Source organism: Pseudomonas sp. No.21 (genome assembly GCF_054558415.1).
Window position 1 is genome coordinate 25143 of record NZ_BAAJNO010000017.1, and the last position, 16317, is coordinate 41459.

Below are 16317 nucleotides of genomic sequence, written 5' to 3' on the forward strand. Positions count from 1 at the left end.
TCGCTGTTGAAACTCACTTGGCCTCCAAGGCCGCCAGCAGGCTGACCATTTCGAGGGCGGACAGGGCGGCTTCGGCGCCCTTGTTGCCGGCCTTGGTGCCGGAGCGTTCGATGGCCTGCTCGATGGAGTCGACCGTCAGCACGCCGAAGGCGACCGGTACGCCGAACTCCATGGACACCTGGGCCAGGCCCTTGGTGCACTCACCGGCGACGTATTCGAAGTGCGGGGTGCCGCCACGGATCACGGCGCCAAGGGCGATGATCGCGGCGTATTCGCCGCGCTGGGCGACTTTCTGCGCCACCAGCGGGATCTCGAAGGCACCCGGTGCACGGATGATGGTGATGTCGCTTTCATTCACGCCGTGGCGTACCAGGGCGTCTACGGCGCCGCTCACCAGGCTTTCTACGACGAAGCTGTTGAAGCGGCCGACCACCAGGGCGAAGCGGCCTTTGGGGGCGATGAAGGTACCTTCGATGGTCTTCAGGGTCATGGCGGGTTCTCGTTCATTAAAGAGCGAGGGCGCGTTCACGGCAGGTGACGCGCCCTACGGGTCATTCAGCGGGCAGGTATTCTACAACTTCCAGGTCGAAACCGGATATCGCATTGAACTTCATCGGCGAACTCATCAGGCGCATCTTGCGCACACCGAGATCGCGGAGAATCTGCGAGCCGGCCCCGACGGTGCTGTAGGTCGCGGGGTTGGTGACCTTGGCATCGCTGCCCAGCTGGCGCTCCAGGTGCGCCAGCAGCTGCGGGCCGGTCAGCGGGTTGCCCAGCAGCAGCACGACGCCGCTGCCGGCCTTGGCCACTTCCTTCATCGCCGCGCGCAGGCTCCAGCGACCTTCCTGGTTGACCATGAACAGGTCGCGCAGCGGGTCCATGTTGTGCACGCGCACCAGGGTCGGCTCTTCCGGGCTGATGGTGCCCAGGGTCAGGGCCATGTGCACGTCGCCTTCGACGGCGTCGCGGTAGGTCACCAGGTTGAACTGGCCCAGCTCGCTGTCCAGCGGCTGCTCGGCGATGCGCTCGACGGTGCGCTCGTGGATGAGGCGGTAGTGGATGAGGTCGGCGATGGTGCCGATCTTGATCCCGTGCTCGGCGGCGAAGGCTTCCAGCTCGGGACGCCGGGACATGGTGCCGTCGTCGTTCATCACCTCGCAGATCACCCCGGACGGCTCGAAGCCGGCCATGCGCGCCAGGTCGCAGGCCGCCTCGGTGTGGCCGGCGCGGGCCAGCACGCCGCCGGGCTGGGCCATCAGCGGGAAGATGTGGCCGGGGCTGACGATGTCGTCGGCCTTGGCGTTCTTGGCGGCGGCGGCCTGCACGGTGCGCGCGCGGTCGGCGGCGGAGATGCCGGTGGTGACGCCTTCGGCGGCCTCGATGGAGACGGTGAACTTGGTGCCGAAGCCGGAGCCGTTGCGCGGCGCCATCAGCGGCAGCTTGAGGGTCTCGCAGCGCTCGCGGGTCATGGGCATGCAGATCAGGCCACGGGCGAAGCGCGCCATGAAGTTGATGTGCTCGGCCTGCACGCACTCGGAGGCCATGATCAGGTCGCCTTCGTTCTCGCGGTCCTCGTCATCCATGAGGATGACCATCTTGCCCTGGCGGATGTCTTCGATCAGTTCGTCAACGCTATTGAGAGCCATGGGCCCTCCTTAATGAATTCAGTGTTTGAGGTAGCCGTGTTCGGCGAGGAAGCTTTCGGTCAGGCCCGAGGCGGCGGGCTCGGCGGCCTTGTCGCCGAGCAGCAGGCGCTCCAGGTAGCGCGCCAGCAGGTCGACCTCGAGGTTGACCTGCCTGCCCGGCCGGTAGTCGGCCATGATGGTCTCGTCCAGGGTGTGCGGGACGATGGTCAGCTCGAACTCGGCGCCATTGACCGCGTTCACCGTCAGGCTCGTGCCGTCGACGGTGATCGACCCCTTCAGGGCTATGTATTTCGCCAGTTCACGCGGTACGCGGATCCGAAATTGCACGGCACGGGCGTTGTCTTCCCGTGCCACGACCTCGCCCACGCCATCGACATGACCGCTGACCAGGTGCCCGCCGAGGCGGCTGGTGGGGGTCAGGGCCTTCTCGAGGTTGACCTTGCTGCCGGTCTTCAGGTCGATGAAGGCGGTGCGGGCCAGGGTCTCGCGGCTGACGTCGGCCCAGAAGCCGTCGCCGGGCAGCTCCACCGCGGTGAGGCAGACGCCGTTGACCGCGATGCTGTCGCCGAGCTTCACATCGCCCAGGTCGAGCTTGCCGGTGGCCACGTAGACGCGCACGTCACCGCCCTTGGGGGTGATGGCACGGATGCTGCCGATCGCTTCGATTATGCCGGTGAACATGGGACCTCCACTGCTGCGTAATGACCGGGGCGCAAGGCCCGGGAGCGCATTATAGGCACCCGGAAAACCGCCGCGGACATCCACGCAGACGATGCTGCGAGCGCCGGGAGAAGGGTATGGGACATCGTTGGACTCCTGTTTATGAAAAAACAGGGCACGTTGGATCGAAAGGGACTTCGCAGGCGTGCAGGCGCACGCCCAGGCAGGCAATCCCGTTCTCTCTTCATCCGGACTATGACCGTCGGCCCCGGGATCCAACCGGGTCTGCTGACCTCATCTGGAAACATCCGCTGCTGGCAGTCGGCTGTTCAGATGAGCGCTCGCGGGCTATGCGCAACGCGCAATTACCGCCGGTGGGGACTTTCACCCCGCCCTGAGAACGATTCGGCCACTGGCGTGGCCGAGGCGAGTTTTTAACACAAGGAGGGGAAAGCGCCAAGCTGGAAGCTGGAAGCTGGAAGCGACAAGTGTGCCGGCTTCAGGCTTCAGGCTTCAGGCTTCGAGCTTGCGACTGGGACTGCAATGATCCGCCAGTCGTCACCCACCGGACGCATGCCGACGATCTTCAACTGCGGTGCCTCGGCCATCCGTGCCAGGGGCCAGTCCAGCAAGGGCCTGGCGCTGGAGCCGAGGAAGCGGCCGGCCATGAAGATCTGGTATTCGTCCACCAGCCCGGCACGGGCGAAGGCGCCCGCCAGGCGCGGGCCGGCTTCGACCAGCACCTCGTTGGCGCCGCGCGAGGCCAGCTCGCCCAGCAGGCGCTTGAGGTCGACGTGGCCGTTGCTGCCCGGCACCGCCAGCAGTTCATGGCCGTCGTCGTGGAAGCGGTCGCGCGCAGCGGCAGCGGCACAGGTGGCCACCAGCGCCGGCCCGGCCTGGAAGAAGGGGGCGGACAGCGGCACGCGCAGGCGGCCATCGACCAGCACGCGCAGCGGCGGACGGTCCAGCGCCAGCGCGGTGAGTTCGGCATTCAGGCCCAGTTCGTCGGGGCGCACGGTGAGGCGCGCCTCATCGGCGAGCACGGTGTCGGCACCGGTCAGCACCACGCTGGCGCGGGCGCGCAGGCGCTGCACGGCGGCGCGGGCGGCAGGGCCGGTGATCCACTGGCTCTCGCCGCTGGCCATGGCGGTGCGGCCGTCCAGGCTCATCGCCAGCTTGACCCGGACGAAGGGCAGCCCGTGCTCCATGCGCTTGATGAAGCCGGCATTGAGCTCGCGCGCCTCGGCCTCCAGCACGCCGCTCTGCACGGCGATGCCGGCCTGCATCAGGCGCAGCAGGCCACGGCCGGAGACTTCGGGATTGGGGTCCTGCATCGCGGCCACCACACGGGCCAGCCCGGCGTTCACCAGGGCATCGGCGCAGGGCGGGGTGCGGCCGTGGTGGCTGCAGGGTTCGAGGGTGACGTAGGCGGTGGCGCCGCGCGCCTTGTCGCCAGCCTGGCGCAGGGCATGGACCTCGGCGTGGGGCTCGCCGGCGCGGGCGTGCCAGCCCTCGCCGACGATGCGCCCATCCTTGACGATCACGCAGCCGACGCGGGGATTCGGATGGGTGGAATACAGGCCCTTGCGGGCCAGCTCGAGTGCGCGGGCCATGAAGGCCTGATCGTTCTGGGTCATGCCTTAGTCTTTCGAGGGCTCTCGGGCCAGGCGTTCGATCTCCTCGCGGAACTCGTTGAGGTCCTGGAATCGACGGTAGACCGAGGCGAATCGGATATAGGCCACTTCGTCGAGCTTCTGCAGCTCGAGCATCACCAGCTCGCCGAGCACGCGGGACTTCACCTCGCGCTCGCCGGTGGCGCGCAGCTTGTGCTTGATATGGGCGATGGCCTCTTCGAGGCGCTCGATGCTCACCGGGCGCTTCTCCAGCGCGCGCTGCATGCCGGCGCGAAGCTTCTCCTCGTCGAAGGGCTGGCGGCTGCCGTCCTGCTTGATCAGCCGGGGCATGACCAGTTCGGCGGTCTCGAAGGTGGTGAAGCGTTCCTCGCACGCCAGGCATTCGCGGCGGCGGCGGACCTGATCGCCTTCGGCGACCAGTCGCGAATCGATCACCTTGGTGTCATGGGCGCCACAGAAGGGACAGTGCATGGTGGGGAGGTGACTGCGGAAAAAGAAGGCCACATGGTAGCGCATCTCCCCGGCAAGACAAGCTGCGGGCTTTGCGTTATAAGGCCGCCCAGAGCCCTCCGCAACAAAGGCCAGGAGTCATCCATGCGTGCCCTTTCCGTCCTTTTCCTCGCCGCCCTGCTGGCCGCCTGTTCCAGCGAACCGCCCGCCGAGTCCAGGCCCGCCCCCAGGCCGGCACAGCAGCGGGTCCAGGTCGAGGAGCCGACACCCGCGCACCTGCGCGAGCTCAGGGGCCAGTTGCTCGGGGCCCCGGCCGGCAGCGAAGTGGAGATGGCGCTGCTGGTGATCGACGGCCGCGACCGCCCACAGCGCCTGCTCGGCAGCGTGCGCCTCGCGGGCACGGGCCAGGCCCTGCCGTTCAAACTGACCTTCAACCCCGAGGTGTTCCCCCAGGGCGAGCGCGTGGAGCTGCGCGCGCGCGTCAGCCAGTCCGGCCAGCTGGTGCAGCGCCTGGCGCCGCGACGCATCCTCCAGGCCGAAAGCCAGGCCCTTGGCCAACTGCAGCTGGAACGTGCGCCGTGAAGGCGCCCGCAGCGCTGCAACGCGCCCTCGGCCAACTGCTCGGCGACGCCCGCCTGAACGCCGAGATACTGCCCGGCACCGACCTGCGCCTGTGGCTGATCGACGGCGGCAACATGGATCGCGCCTTCGATCCCGATGAAACCCGCCGCATCCTCGAAGAGCCGCCCTACTGGTGCTTCTGCTGGGCCAGCGGCCTGGCCCTGGCGCGCTGGTTCGCCGAGCGCCCGGAATGGGTGGCCGGCAAGCGCGTGCTGGATTTCGGCGCGGGCTCGGGCGTGGCCGCCATCGCTGCGGCCAGGGCGGGCGCCGCGGAAGTGGTGGCCTGCGACCTCGACCCGCTGGCCCTGGCGTCCTGCCGCGCCAACGCCGAGCTCAATGGCGTGGAGCTGGGCTACTCCACAGACTTCTTCGCCGAAGCCGACCGCTTCGACCTGATCGTGGTCGCCGATGTGCTCTACGACCGCGCCAACCTGCCCCTGCTCGACCACTTCCTCAGCCGTGGCCGCGAAGCCCTGGTGGCCGACTCCCGCGTCCGCGACTTCGCCCACCCGCAGTACCGCCGCCTGGCGATGCTCGAAGCCTGCACCTGGCCGGACCTGGCCGAGCCCGAGCAATTCCGCCACGTGAGCCTGTACCACGCCGCGAGATAAAGGCGGGCCCCGGTAGGCGGCTGCATGCGGCGGCCGTATCATTCGCCCATCCCTTGCGCACTCGAGAACCTCCGATGAGCGACACGCCCTACATCTTCGATACCACCGCCGCCGACTTCGACCAGGCGGTGATCCAGAACTCCTTCCACAAGCCGGTCCTGGTGGACTTCTGGGCCGAGTGGTGCGCACCGTGCAAGGCGCTGATGCCGCTGCTGGCGCAGATCGCCGAGTCCTACCGGGGCGAGCTGCTGCTGGCCAAGGTCAACTGCGACATCGAGCAGGACATCGTGATGCGCTTCGGCATCCGCAGCCTGCCCACCGTGGTGCTGTTCAAGGACGGCCAGCCGGTGGACGGTTTCGCCGGTGCGCAGCCCGAGTCGCAGATCCGCGCCATGCTCGAACCCCACGTGCAGCAACCCGCGCCGGCCGCCGCCGACCCGCTGGAAACCGCCCAGGCGCTGTTCGCCGATGGCCGCATCGGCGATGCCGAGGCCCTGCTCAAGGAGGTGCTGACCGAGGACAACGGCAACGCCGCCGCGCTGATTCTCTATGCGCGCTGCCTGGCCGAGCGTGGTGAGCTGGGCGAAGCCCAGGTGGTACTGGATGCGGTGAAGAGCGATGAACACAAGCAGGCCCTGGCCGGCGCCCGCGCGCAGCTGACCTTCCTGCGCCAGGCCGCCGACCTACCGGAAACCGCCGACCTGAAATCACGCCTGGCGCAGAACGCCGAGGACGACGAGGCCAGCTATCAGCTGAGCATCCAGCAACTGGCCCGGCAGCAATACGAGCCGGCGCTGGAGGGCCTGCTCAAGCTCTTCGTGCGCAACCGCAGCTACGCCGAGGGCATCGCCCACAAGACCCTGCTGCAGGTGTTCGACCTGCTGGGCAACGACCACCCGCTGGTCACCACCTACCGCCGCAAGCTGTACCAGGCGATCTATTGATCGCTCGACCGACGTAGGTTGGGCTGAGGTACGAAGCCCAACGCAGCGGAGCCCACATCCATCACGTTGGGCCTCGCTGCGCTCGGCGCCAACCTACGGCGCTCACCCCTTCCAGACATAGACGGGTGCATCGCCACCCGTCTCCAGACTGACCTGCTCGCTGTGGCGCAGCCGCACCAGCAGGCGCTTGCCGGCCGCCGCTCCGCCAGCGAGGGCTTCCAGTTCGCCCAGCAGGCGCGGCCCTTCGATGCGCCCGGCGTTGCGCAGCAGCTCCAGCGCGGTATCCCACAGGGCGTCGCTGCGCTTCGGAGCCGGGGCGGAAGCGGCGACCGGCGCGGCTGGCGCCTCGGCACTCACCTGCAGCTGTGCGCCCAGGCGCTGCCAGTCCTCCTCGTCCATCTCCACCGTCAGGTCGACCGGCCAATCGCCGATCCGTCCACGAATACGCAGCATGTCCAGCTCCCCAGGTTGAATCGGGCCATGCTCCCACGCGCCTCGACCAGGCGCCAAGCAGCACTGGCATGGCCATCGCAAAGTTGTTATAACGTAACGCCTCATTTCAACCCACACCCCGGAGTGCCCCATGCGCCGCCTGCTGCTCGCCCTGCCCTTCGCCCTTCTGCCCCTGGCCGCCGCCCAGGCCCACGAACACGAGCACGAGCACGAGGAGCACGGCAGCCTCGGAGCCCATGAGCACGGCGTGGCGCGGATGAACGTCGCCCTGGACGGCAACAGCCTGGAGCTGGAGCTGGAAAGCCCGGCCATGAACCTGGTGGGCTTCGAGCACGCCGCCAGCAGCGACGCCGACAAGGCCAAGGTCGCCGCCGCCCGCGCGCAGCTGGAAAAGCCCCTGGACCTGTTCGCCCTGCCCCTGGCCGCCGGTTGCAAGGTCACCGGCCAGGAGCTGGAAAGCCCGCTGTTCGGCAACGCGCCGGCGGGCCATGAGCACGAGCACGAAGACGCCGACCACGACGAAGAGAAGGGCCACGAGCATCACCACGAGCACAGCGAGATCCACGCCCACTACCAGTTGGAGTGCGCCAAGCCCGGGGACCTCAAGACCCTGGATCTCAAGGCGCTGTTCGAGCGCTTCCCCGCTACCCAGAAAATTCAGGTACAACTGATCGGCCCGCAGGGCCAGCAAGGCGCCGAGCTGACCCCTGCCAACCCCTCCCTGAGCTTCTGAATCCGATGAACCGGCCGGGGCAACCCGGTCGGCACCCCATGAGCCAGACACTGATCGAAATCTCCGAGCTGGGCTTCGCCTGGCCGGGGCACGCCGAACTGCTCGACATCCCTTCCTTCGCCCTGCAGTCCGGGGAAACCCTCTTCCTCAAGGGCCCCAGCGGCAGCGGCAAGACCACCCTGCTGGGCCTGCTCGGCGGCGTACAGACGCCAGGCCGGGGCAGCGTCAGCCTGCTGGGCCGCGACCTGGGCAAGATGGCCTCCGGCGCCCGCGACCGCTTCCGCGTCGACCACACCGGCTACATCTTCCAGCAGTTCAACCTGCTGCCCTTCCTGTCCGTGCGCGAGAACGTCGAGCTGCCCTGCCACTTCTCGCACCTGCGTGCCGAGCGCGCCCGGCAGCGCCATGGCAGCGTGGCCCAGGCCGCGACCACCCTGCTCGGCCACCTGGGCCTGGCCGCCGGGCTGCTGGAGCGTCGCGCCGACGCGTTGTCCATCGGCCAGCAGCAGCGCGTCGCCGCTGCCCGCGCGCTGATCGGCCAGCCGGAGCTGGTGATCGCCGACGAACCCACCTCGGCCCTGGACGCCGACGCCCGGGAAAGCTTCCTGCAACTGCTCTTCGGCGAATGCCGCGAGGCGGGCGCCAGCCTGCTGTTCGTCAGCCACGACCAGAGCCTGGCGCCGCTCTTCGATCGCAGCCTGTCGCTGCTTGAACTGAACCGCGCCGCGCGCCCGCAGGAGGCCTGAGATGTACCTGTTCCGCCTGGCCCTGGCGAGCCTCGCCAACCGTCGTTTCACCGCCCTGCTCACCGTCTTCGCCATCGCCCTCTCGGTCTGCCTGCTGCTGGCGGTCGAGCGGGTGCGCACCGAAGCACGCGCCAGCTTCGCCAGCACCATCAGCGGCACCGACCTGATCGTCGGCGCCCGCTCCGGCTCGGTGAACCTGCTGCTGTATTCGGTGTTCCGCATCGGCAACGCCACCAACAACATCCGCTGGGACAGCTTCGAAACCCTCACCCACAACCCCAAGGTGAAATGGGCCATCCCCATCTCCCTGGGTGATTCGCACAAGGGCTACCGGGTGATGGGCACCAGCGAGGCCTATTTCGAGCACTACCGCTACGGCCGCGCCCAATCGCTGAGGCTGGCCGAGGGCAAGCCCTTCGCCGACATGTTCGACGTGGTGCTCGGTGCCGAGGTGGCCGAGGCGCTGAAATACAAACTGGGTGACAAGGTGGTGCTGTCCCACGGCGTCAGCACCGTCAGCCTGGTGCAGCACGACGACAAGCCCTTCACCGTGGTCGGCATCCTCGAGCGCACCGGTACGCCGGTGGACCGCACCCTGCACATCTCCCTCGCGGGGATGGAGGCCCTGCACGTCGACTGGCAGAACGGCGTGCCCGCGCGTGGTGCCGGCAAGGTCAGCGCCGAGCAGGCCCGCGCCATGGATCTGCAACCCAAGGCCATCACCGCCTTCATGCTCGGCCTCAACAGCAAGATCGCCACCTTCGCCGTGCAGCGGGAGATCAATGAATACCGCGGCGAACCGCTGCTGGCGATCCTCCCCGGCGTCGCCCTGCAGGAGCTATGGAGCCTGATGGGCACGGCCGAGAAGGCGCTGTTCGTGGTTTCCCTGTTCGTCGTGCTCACCGGGCTGATCGGCATGCTCACCGCCATCCTCACCAGCCTCAACGAGCGCCGCCGCGAGATGGCCATCCTGCGCTCGGTGGGCGCGCGGCCCTGGCATATCGCCAGCCTGCTGGTGCTGGAGGCCTTCGCCCTGGCGCTGGCCGGCGCGGTGCTCGGGCTGGTGCTGCTGTACCTCGGCATCGCCCTCGCCCAGGGTTATGTACAGGCCAACTACGGTCTCTACCTGCCGCTGGCACTGCCGAGCACCTATGAGTGGACGCTGCTGGGCGGTATCCTGGCCGCCGCCCTGCTGATGGGCGCCGTGCCGGCCTGGCGCGCTTATCGGCAGTCCCTGGCCGACGGCCTGTCCATTCGCCTGTGAGCCCATGATGAAACGCGCCCTGCTGGCCCTTCCGGCCCTGATCCTGCTGACCGCCACCGGCCTCTGGGCCGGTGAGGTCCGTGAACTGACCTGGTCCGAGCTGATCCCCGCCGACGCTCCGCCGCCCCCACCTCCCGCCCCCATCCACGACCTCTCGCAGCTGGCCGACTCCCTCGCCGCCGAAGCGGGCCCGGCCGCCATGCAGCAGTCGCCGTCCGCTCCGGTGGTGCCGACGCTGGACGGCCTGGAAGTGAAACTGCCGGGCTACATCGTGCCGCTGGACGTGACCGAGGAAGGCCGGGTGACCGACTTCCTGCTGGTTCCCTACTTCGGTGCCTGCATCCATGTGCCGCCACCGCCGTCCAACCAGATCGTCCACGTCACCAGCGAGCTGGGCGTGCTGATGGACGCGCTCTACCAGCCGTTCTGGATCGAAGGGCAGCTGCAGGTGAAATCCAGCACCAGCGAACTGGCCGAAGCGGGCTACCAGATGGAAGCCAGCAAGATCTACCCCTACGAGACGCCCGAGAGCTGATAAGCAAGCCTGCTAACGAACTCGCCGCGGCATTGAGCTAGATCAAGGTGCCGCGTTTCGTGCTCCCCGAAACTGAGCCCAGCCAACACAAGCTCAAGACCTCGGAGCCCTTAAATGAAAACGCAGTTCCTAGCCGCCTCCCTCCTCGCTCTCGCTGTGGCCGCCCCGGTGGCCCATGCCCACCAGGCGGGTGACATCCTCGTCCGTGCCGGTGCCATCACCGTCAACCCGAAAGCCGACAGCTCTTCCGTCAAGGTAGACCGCGGCCCCCTGGCCGGCGCCGACCTGGGCGGCAAGGCGACCATGGACAGCGACACCCAGCTGGGCCTGAACTTCGCCTACATGCTGACCGACCACTTCGGTCTGGAACTGCTGGCCGCCACCCCCTTCGAGCACGAAGTGAAGATCAAGGGCACCGCCCTCGACGCCGCCAACGGCAGCCTGGGCTCGCTGAAGCACCTGCCGCCGACCCTGAGCGTCGTGTACTACCCGCTGGAATCCCAGTCGGCCTTCCAGCCCTACCTGGGCGCCGGCATCAACTACACCTGGATCTATGACGAGCACGTGGGCAGCGGCGCGACCGCAGCCGGCTTCGACAACCTCCGCGTGAAGAACTCCTGGGGCCTGGCCTGGCAGGTCGGCGCCGACTACATGCTGACCGACAACATCATGCTCAACGCCCAGGTGCGCTACATCGACATCGACACCCGCGCCTATGTCGACAACACCGCCCTGGGCGTACGCGCCAAGGTGGACGTGGACGTCGACCCGTGGGTCTACATGGTTGGCCTGGGCTACAAGTTCTAAGCCCAACCGCAATGAACAAAGGCGCCTCCGGGCGCCTTTTTCGTTGGCATCACCGGCCCATCTGGTGGGATGAAAAAAGGCTTTTTGCGTTAAGTGTTGCTAGAGGATTTGAGCCCAGCTGAGTGCTGAGTTTTGCTGGTACTTCTGGTTTCGCCCTCCCGGGCGAGTCCCTTTTCCAGTCGCTGGAACGCCAGCCCGGTGAAAAGGAACCAAAAAACTTGCCCCTCCATACGGGGCTGGCGGCTGCTCCAGCTTTCTTCGCCCAACGCATCACATCGATGTACGCCCCCAGCGCGCACGTAGTGGCGGCAGCTCTCGTAGGATGGCGTAGAGCGAAGCGAAACCCATGCGGTGGAGGGCGTCCGGAAGACACCGTGCTTGAGCCCTTGCTTTAAAACCACAACAGCCAACGCAGACAGAGCGCAAAAAAAAGGCGCCTCGCAGGCGCCTTTTCCATTCGCCTCAGCGGCCCAGCAAGCGGGCCAGGCCGACCGCCAGGGGCGTCGGCTCGGGGAAGGCGAAACGCTCCAGCAGACGGCTATTGTCCGCCAGGGAATGGCGGATATCGCCTGAGCGCGCATCGGCATGGCTGATGGCCGGCAGTTCGCCCACCACGCTGCCGATGGCGGCGAGCAGGTCCTTCAGGCTGGTGGAGCGCTGCAGGCCGACGTTCACCGGGCCGGCCTCGATGCCTGGGTTCTCCAGCGCCTGCACCAGCACCTGCACCAGGTCGCCGACATAGACGAAGTCACGGGTCTGCTCGCCATCACCGAAGATGGTGATCGGCGTGCCGGCCAGGGCGCGCTCGGTGAAGATGCTGATCACCCCGGAATAGGGCGAGGACGGGTCCTGGCGCGGGCCGAAGATGTTGAAGAAGCGGAACACCGCTGGCTCCAGGCCATGCTGGCGGCGGTAGAAATCCAGGTACTGCTCGCTGGCCAGCTTGTCCACCGCGTAGGGGGTCAGCGGTGCCACGGGGGTGTTCTCGTCGATGGCCTGGCCTTCGCCGTTCTGGCCGTAGACCGAGGCGCTGGAGGCGAACACCACGCGCTTCACGCCATGCTCGCGCATGGCTTCGCACACATTGAGCGTGCCGATGAAGTTGGCCTGGTGGGTGGCCACCGGGTCGTCCACCGAAGCCGGCACCGAGGCCACGGCGGCCAGGTGCGCCACCGCCTTGCAGCCGGCCATGGCACGGCTTACCAGTGCGGCGTCGGCGACGTTGCCTTCGATGAGTTCCACGCGCGGGTTGTCCAGCGGCAGGTTGCTGCGCTTGCCGGTGGAAAGATCGTCGAGCACGCGCACGGCGTGCCCGCGCGCCAGCAGTGCGTCGACCAGGTTGGAGCCGATGAAGCCGGCGCCGCCGGTAACGAGGATGGGGAGGTCAGCCATGGCGGTAGTAACGGTCCAGGAGTGCGGGCAACGCCGCGCGCCAGGCGCGGGGCTTGATGCCGAATGTATGGAGGATCTTCTTGCAGGCCAGCACCGCGTGCTGGGGCTCGTCCGCCGCATCGGGGCGGGCGGCGTGGGCCTGGGGGGTGATTTCCTGCACCTTCAGCGCGCGCAGGTTGCGGGCCTCGGTGAGCACCGCCTGTCCAAGCGCCAGGGTGGTGGTCGCCTCATGGCCGCCGTAGTGGTAGGTGCCCCAGAGCGGCGCAGCGCAGTCCAGTTGCTTGAGCACGGCGAGCATCACCCGCGCGGCGTCGTCCACCGGCGTCGGGTTGCCGCGGCGGTCGTCGGCCAGCATCAGCTCGTCGTCCCGCTCGGCACGGGCGAGGAAGCGCCCGAGGATGCCCTCGTTGCTGTCGTCCAGCAGCCAGCCGAAGCGCAGCAGCACATGCTTGGGGCACATGGCACGCACGCTCTGCTCGATGCGCCACAGGGACTGCCCGCGAAGGCTCAGGGGAATGGTCTCGTCCTTCTCGTTGTAGGCCGTCGCCCGGGCACCATCGAAGACGCGGTAGCTGGAAGGCTGCAGCAGGACGATGCCGTGGTGCTGGCAGAGCTCGGCGAGACGCTCGACCGCGCGTTCCTGCGCGGCGAAACGGACCGGGCTGGCCTCCTCGGCCTGGAACCAGTCGAAGTAGTAGGCGAGGTTGATCACCGCATCGGGGCGGGTGTCGTCGAGCAGCTGGGTCAGGCTGGCGGCATCCCAGCCCTGTTCGGGCGGGCGCGGGGCGAGGAACCCTACATCATCCTCGGCCCCCAGGCGGATAAGCGCCTGGCCAAGGGCATTGCCACCGCCCAGGAGCATCAAGCGCATACGCATAGACAGAAGGTCGCTTAAAGCCAGTGGGTGTTATCGATCAGGCCATGACCCCGCACCGGCGCCATCCCTGTGACCAGGAGGTTCGCCAAGACGGGGCATCAGGCACGCAAGCCGGCGGTCGTTTCCGACCGGGGAACACGCATTCTGCTTATTTCCCGGCGCTGCGTCACTAGCGGCGCGCCATGCGGCACGCCTCGTCAGTCGTCGTCACCCCCTGCGGGGCGATAGAGATGGGCGTGATCGGGGTGGTAGAGCGAGGAGTCGGTGAAGCCTTCGGCGGCCAGCACGCGCCCCACGAGGATCAGCGCGGTGCGACGGAAGTCCTTGCCCGCCACCCGCTCGACGATGTCCGCCAGCGTGCCGGTCACCCAGTCCTGGTCGGGCCAGCTGGCGCGGTGCACCACGGCCACCGGGCAATCGGCGCCGTAGTGCGGCAGCAGTTCCTCGACGATGCGCGGCAGGTGGCTGACGCCAAGGTGCACCGCCAGGGTCGCGCGGTGCTGCGCCAGCTCGGCAAGGGACTCGCCCTCGGGCATGCGCGTGCGGGTGGCGAAGCGGGTGAGGATCAGCGTCTGCGAGATGTCCGGCAGGGTCAGCTCGGTGCCGAGCAACGCGGCGCAGGCGGCGGTGGCGGTGACGCCGGGCACCACCTCGTAGGGAATGCCCAGCACGCGCAGGTGGCGGATCTGCTCGCCGATGGCGCCATACAGCGAGGGGTCGCCGGAATGCACGCGCGCCACGTCCTGGCCGCACCCATGGGCCTCGGCCAGCAGGCGGACGATCTCGTCCAGGTGCAGTTCGGCGGTGTTCACCACCTGCTCGGCACGATGCCCGTCGAGCACCGCTTCCGGCACCAGGGAACCGGCATAGAGGATCACCGGGCAGCTGCGGATCAACCGCTGGCCCTTGACCGTGATGAGCTCCGGATCGCCGGGGCCGGCGCCGATGAAATAGACCGTCATGGGTTATCCACATCCTCGGGAATGCAGGCCAGCGCACAGGTGGCGCGGGGGCTGCGGCGTTTTTCCACCAGCAATCGCGCAGGCCGGCCGGCCAGGGCTTCGGCATGCAGCAGGGCCGCGGCCTCGGCAATGCCGGGGCTGCCGGTTTCCCGCAGGGCGACGGCCGAGGTACCGGACAGCCGCCCCTCGCAAGCCGCCAGCTCGGTGGCCGGCAACAGCGCCAAGGGCAGGTGAAGGGACAGCGCCAGTGCCCGCAGCCCGGGCTCGTCGGCCTTGCTGTCGACGCTGGCCAGGGCACTCAGGTCGCCGACCGCCAGGCCACGCTCGGCCAGGGTGCTGTCCAGCAACTCGCGCAGTTCGCGCTCCGGGCAGCCGCGCCGGCAGCCGAGGCCGGCCACGCGGATCATCGGCCTGCCCTGTAAAGCAAGACCCCGCGAAGGGCCGGGCCCTGCGCGGGGTCGATCGATGGCACGGCCCGGCTCACGCCAGGTCTTGGCTCGCGGAACGCTGGTACAGCCAGGCGGCGGCCCAGCCCAGGGCGCCCCAGAACAGCGCGTTGGTGATCAGCGAGGCGGCGATGAACTCGTGTTCCAGGGCTTCCGGCGCCAGGCTCGAATGCACCTCGGGCTGCGGCGCGCCAACCACGTGGGGGATCACCAGCAACGCCAGCCCGACGATGCGCAGCACCCAGTTGCGGCCGAAGGCGATCAGCGCCAGGCCGGCGGCGGTGGAGGCGGCGGTGCCGATCCACCAGACCTGGCGCTGGGCCAGGTCGGCGGCAGCGGTGCCCGGCAGCTCCGGCGGCAGGCCGAGGGACGGCGCCAGGGCGAAGGTGGCGAAACCGGCTAGGCCCCAGAGCAGGCCCTGCCAGGCGCGGGTCGGGCCACGCAGGCTGAACAGTGCGGCCAGGAGCAGGGCGAAGCCCACCGCCACCACCAGGTTGGCGCCACCGGTGGACAGCGTGCGCTGCCAGCCGTCTTCCGGTGCCCAGGCTTCGGCGTCGTGTTCATGGGCGGGCGTGCCGGCGGCATGCTCGTGGCTGTGCTCGGCCTGTTCGGCCGGTGCCGAGTTCTCGAAGGTTTCCGCGTGGAGGATCAGCGGGGTGACCCACAGGCTCTGCAGCAGGGTCAGCACGATGGCGGCGAAGAGACCGGCGAACCCGGCGGTCTGGGCGATGCGCTTGATCACGGGTGCGCCCTCAGTGGCAGGGGAAGGCAGAGCTGTGGCGGGTGTCGTGGGCCGCGTTGTGCACCGCCTCGATGTGCGAGAAGCCGGCGAAGTACACGAGCGACAGGCCCAGGAGGCTGGCACCGATGGCGATGGCCAGGCGTTTGGACAGGGGGACGGCGGCGGCCGAATGGCTCAGTGTGCTGCTGGACATGGTGCTTCCTCTGCGTGCGGGTGAGTCGGCAAGAGGAACGCGTGCGAAGAAAGCGGCCGCTACGGCACCGCATTTCCGGCATGCGCCCGCCCACCGCGGGTTGCCAAAAACTGATCAGGCCGGTCTCCGGGCTTGCGACGCCAGCCGAGGCTGGGCGGGTTTGCCTTCCCATGTCCGCTGGACACAGTGGCCTACAGATCCCTACGTGCGCTTACCGTTGCGGGGGCAGCGTCGGACTCGCCCTGGGGCACACCGACTTCCCGTTTCACCTCGCGCGCGACGGCGCGAGACACCTGAAAAAACCGCACAAGGACATCACGAGACCGACCGGCCGTCAACCGCCGCGATTGACCGCCGCCCCCGGCCTGCGTAGCCTTCGGCCCTTCGAGGTTCTGCGGCCGCGCGCCGCAGCTAAGAGGGAACACGGCCGAGCCGTGGCTGCCCCCGCAACTGTGAACAGCTGAGGCCTTATCCACAGCCACTGCCCTTCGGGCGGGAAGGCGGAGAGGCGGCGCATCGCGCCAGGCTGTGAGCCAGGAGACCTGCCTCGGCGAATTTCCAGACAACCGGGCGGGGTGATCCGGTGGCGAATCGGGCCCTC

20 protein-coding genes and 3 riboswitches are annotated in these 16317 nt (G+C 68.3%); of the genes, 8 read left to right on the forward strand and 12 right to left on the reverse strand.

What is annotated here, in order from left to right; genetic code table 11:
* Nucleotides 1-13: 13 nt before the first annotated feature.
* The 5 genes from ribH to nrdR form a co-directional block, all read right to left on the reverse strand.
* On the reverse strand, nucleotides 14-490 hold the full coding sequence (gene ribH, locus ACYJSS_RS26995) for a 6,7-dimethyl-8-ribityllumazine synthase (RefSeq protein WP_111260678.1): 477 nt from the start codon (nucleotides 488-490) through the stop codon (nucleotides 14-16).
* Between the two features lie 61 nt (nucleotides 491-551).
* The gene (gene ribBA, locus ACYJSS_RS27000; RefSeq protein WP_111260677.1) at nucleotides 552-1646 is read right to left on the reverse strand and encodes a bifunctional 3,4-dihydroxy-2-butanone-4-phosphate synthase/GTP cyclohydrolase II; all 1095 of its coding nucleotides are present in this window, start codon (nucleotides 1644-1646) and stop codon (nucleotides 552-554) included.
* Between the two features lie 18 nt (nucleotides 1647-1664).
* A complete protein-coding gene (locus ACYJSS_RS27005; protein WP_236205999.1) occupies nucleotides 1665-2327 on the reverse strand; it encodes a riboflavin synthase in 663 nt (220 codons plus the stop codon).
* Between the two features lie 210 nt (nucleotides 2328-2537).
* A riboswitch (FMN riboswitch) is annotated at nucleotides 2538-2712 on the reverse strand.
* A 100-nt stretch (nucleotides 2713-2812) separates the two neighbouring features.
* Nucleotides 2813-3943: a bifunctional diaminohydroxyphosphoribosylaminopyrimidine deaminase/5-amino-6-(5-phosphoribosylamino)uracil reductase RibD gene (ribD, locus tag ACYJSS_RS27010; RefSeq protein ID WP_111260675.1), complete on the reverse strand. Its 1131-nt coding sequence runs from the start codon at nucleotides 3941-3943 to the stop codon at nucleotides 2813-2815.
* Between the two features lie 3 nt (nucleotides 3944-3946).
* Nucleotides 3947-4411 (reverse strand): transcriptional regulator NrdR, encoded by a 465-nt coding sequence (gene nrdR / locus ACYJSS_RS27015; RefSeq protein ID WP_031287756.1) that lies wholly within the window; start codon nucleotides 4409-4411, stop codon nucleotides 3947-3949.
* 123 nt (nucleotides 4412-4534) lie between these two features.
* Here nrdR and ACYJSS_RS27020 point away from each other — a divergent pair, with 123 nt between their 5' ends.
* The 3 genes from ACYJSS_RS27020 (at nucleotide 4535) to trxA (ending at nucleotide 6566) form a co-directional block, all read left to right on the forward strand.
* Nucleotides 4535-4972: a YbaY family lipoprotein gene (locus ACYJSS_RS27020; protein ID WP_236206000.1), complete on the forward strand. Its 438-nt coding sequence runs from the start codon at nucleotides 4535-4537 to the stop codon at nucleotides 4970-4972.
* Nucleotides 4969-5622 carry a class I SAM-dependent methyltransferase gene (locus ACYJSS_RS27025; protein ID WP_236206001.1) on the forward strand — a complete coding sequence of 218 codons (654 nt, stop codon included), beginning with the start codon at nucleotides 4969-4971 and terminating at the stop codon, nucleotides 5620-5622. The genes ACYJSS_RS27020 and ACYJSS_RS27025 overlap by 4 nt, the downstream gene beginning before the upstream one ends.
* Nucleotides 5623-5696: 74 nt before the next feature.
* Nucleotides 5697-6566, forward strand: a complete 870-nt coding sequence (gene trxA, locus ACYJSS_RS27030) for a thioredoxin (RefSeq protein WP_236206002.1) — start codon at nucleotides 5697-5699, stop codon at nucleotides 6564-6566.
* A gap of 102 nt (nucleotides 6567-6668) precedes the next feature.
* Here the strand turns inward: trxA and ACYJSS_RS27035 are convergent, their stop codons facing one another.
* Nucleotides 6669-7019, reverse strand: a complete 351-nt coding sequence (locus tag ACYJSS_RS27035) for a hypothetical protein (RefSeq protein WP_111260671.1) — start codon at nucleotides 7017-7019, stop codon at nucleotides 6669-6671.
* A gap of 130 nt (nucleotides 7020-7149) precedes the next feature.
* On the opposite strand from ACYJSS_RS27035, the gene ACYJSS_RS27040 reads away from it, so the two are divergent.
* The 5 genes from ACYJSS_RS27040 to ACYJSS_RS27060 all read left to right on the forward strand — a co-directional run bounded on the left by ACYJSS_RS27040 (nucleotide 7150) and on the right by ACYJSS_RS27060 (nucleotide 11104).
* Nucleotides 7150-7752, forward strand: a complete 603-nt coding sequence (locus ACYJSS_RS27040) for a DUF2796 domain-containing protein (RefSeq protein ID WP_111260670.1) — start codon at nucleotides 7150-7152, stop codon at nucleotides 7750-7752.
* Nucleotides 7753-7790: 38 nt separating this feature from the next.
* A complete protein-coding gene (locus tag ACYJSS_RS27045) occupies nucleotides 7791-8498 on the forward strand; it encodes an ABC transporter ATP-binding protein (RefSeq protein WP_111260669.1) in 708 nt (235 codons plus the stop codon).
* A 1-nt stretch (nucleotide 8499) separates the two neighbouring features.
* A complete protein-coding gene (locus tag ACYJSS_RS27050) occupies nucleotides 8500-9762 on the forward strand; it encodes an ABC transporter permease (RefSeq protein ID WP_111260668.1) in 1263 nt (420 codons plus the stop codon).
* A gap of 7 nt (nucleotides 9763-9769) precedes the next feature.
* Entirely contained in the window at nucleotides 9770-10297 is a 528-nt protein-coding gene (locus ACYJSS_RS27055) for a DUF3299 domain-containing protein (RefSeq protein ID WP_236206003.1), read from the forward strand.
* Nucleotides 10298-10411: 114 nt separating this feature from the next.
* Entirely contained in the window at nucleotides 10412-11104 is a 693-nt protein-coding gene (locus tag ACYJSS_RS27060) for an OmpW/AlkL family protein (protein ID WP_111261921.1), read from the forward strand.
* A 462-nt stretch (nucleotides 11105-11566) separates the two neighbouring features.
* On the opposite strand, the gene ACYJSS_RS27065 is transcribed toward ACYJSS_RS27060, so the two are convergent.
* The 6 genes from ACYJSS_RS27065 to ACYJSS_RS27090 form a co-directional block, all read right to left on the reverse strand.
* Nucleotides 11567-12496 (reverse strand): NAD-dependent epimerase/dehydratase family protein, encoded by a 930-nt coding sequence (locus ACYJSS_RS27065; RefSeq protein WP_236206004.1) that lies wholly within the window; start codon nucleotides 12494-12496, stop codon nucleotides 11567-11569.
* Entirely contained in the window at nucleotides 12489-13373 is an 885-nt protein-coding gene (locus ACYJSS_RS27070; RefSeq protein WP_111261923.1) for a sugar nucleotide-binding protein, read from the reverse strand. The genes ACYJSS_RS27065 and ACYJSS_RS27070 overlap by 8 nt, the downstream gene beginning before the upstream one ends.
* 197 nt (nucleotides 13374-13570) lie before the next feature.
* Nucleotides 13571-14335, reverse strand: a complete 765-nt coding sequence (gene cobM / locus ACYJSS_RS27075) for a precorrin-4 C(11)-methyltransferase (protein ID WP_111261924.1) — start codon at nucleotides 14333-14335, stop codon at nucleotides 13571-13573.
* Complete coding sequence (locus ACYJSS_RS27080; protein ID WP_236206005.1) at nucleotides 14332-14742, reverse strand: cobalamin biosynthesis protein; 411 nt, start codon at nucleotides 14740-14742, stop codon at nucleotides 14332-14334. Before ACYJSS_RS27080 ends, cobM begins: the two co-directional genes overlap by 4 nt.
* A gap of 73 nt (nucleotides 14743-14815) precedes the next feature.
* Nucleotides 14816-15523, reverse strand: coding sequence for a CbtA family protein (locus ACYJSS_RS27085; protein WP_236206006.1), 708 nt, complete (start codon nucleotides 15521-15523; stop codon nucleotides 14816-14818).
* A gap of 10 nt (nucleotides 15524-15533) precedes the next feature.
* The gene (locus ACYJSS_RS27090) at nucleotides 15534-15716 is read right to left on the reverse strand and encodes a CbtB domain-containing protein (RefSeq protein ID WP_021219636.1); all 183 of its coding nucleotides are present in this window, start codon (nucleotides 15714-15716) and stop codon (nucleotides 15534-15536) included.
* A gap of 100 nt (nucleotides 15717-15816) precedes the next feature.
* Nucleotides 15817-16028, reverse strand: a riboswitch (cobalamin riboswitch).
* A 58-nt stretch (nucleotides 16029-16086) separates the two neighbouring features.
* Nucleotides 16087-16280, forward strand: a riboswitch (cobalamin riboswitch).
* Nucleotides 16281-16317 lie beyond the last annotated feature (37 nt).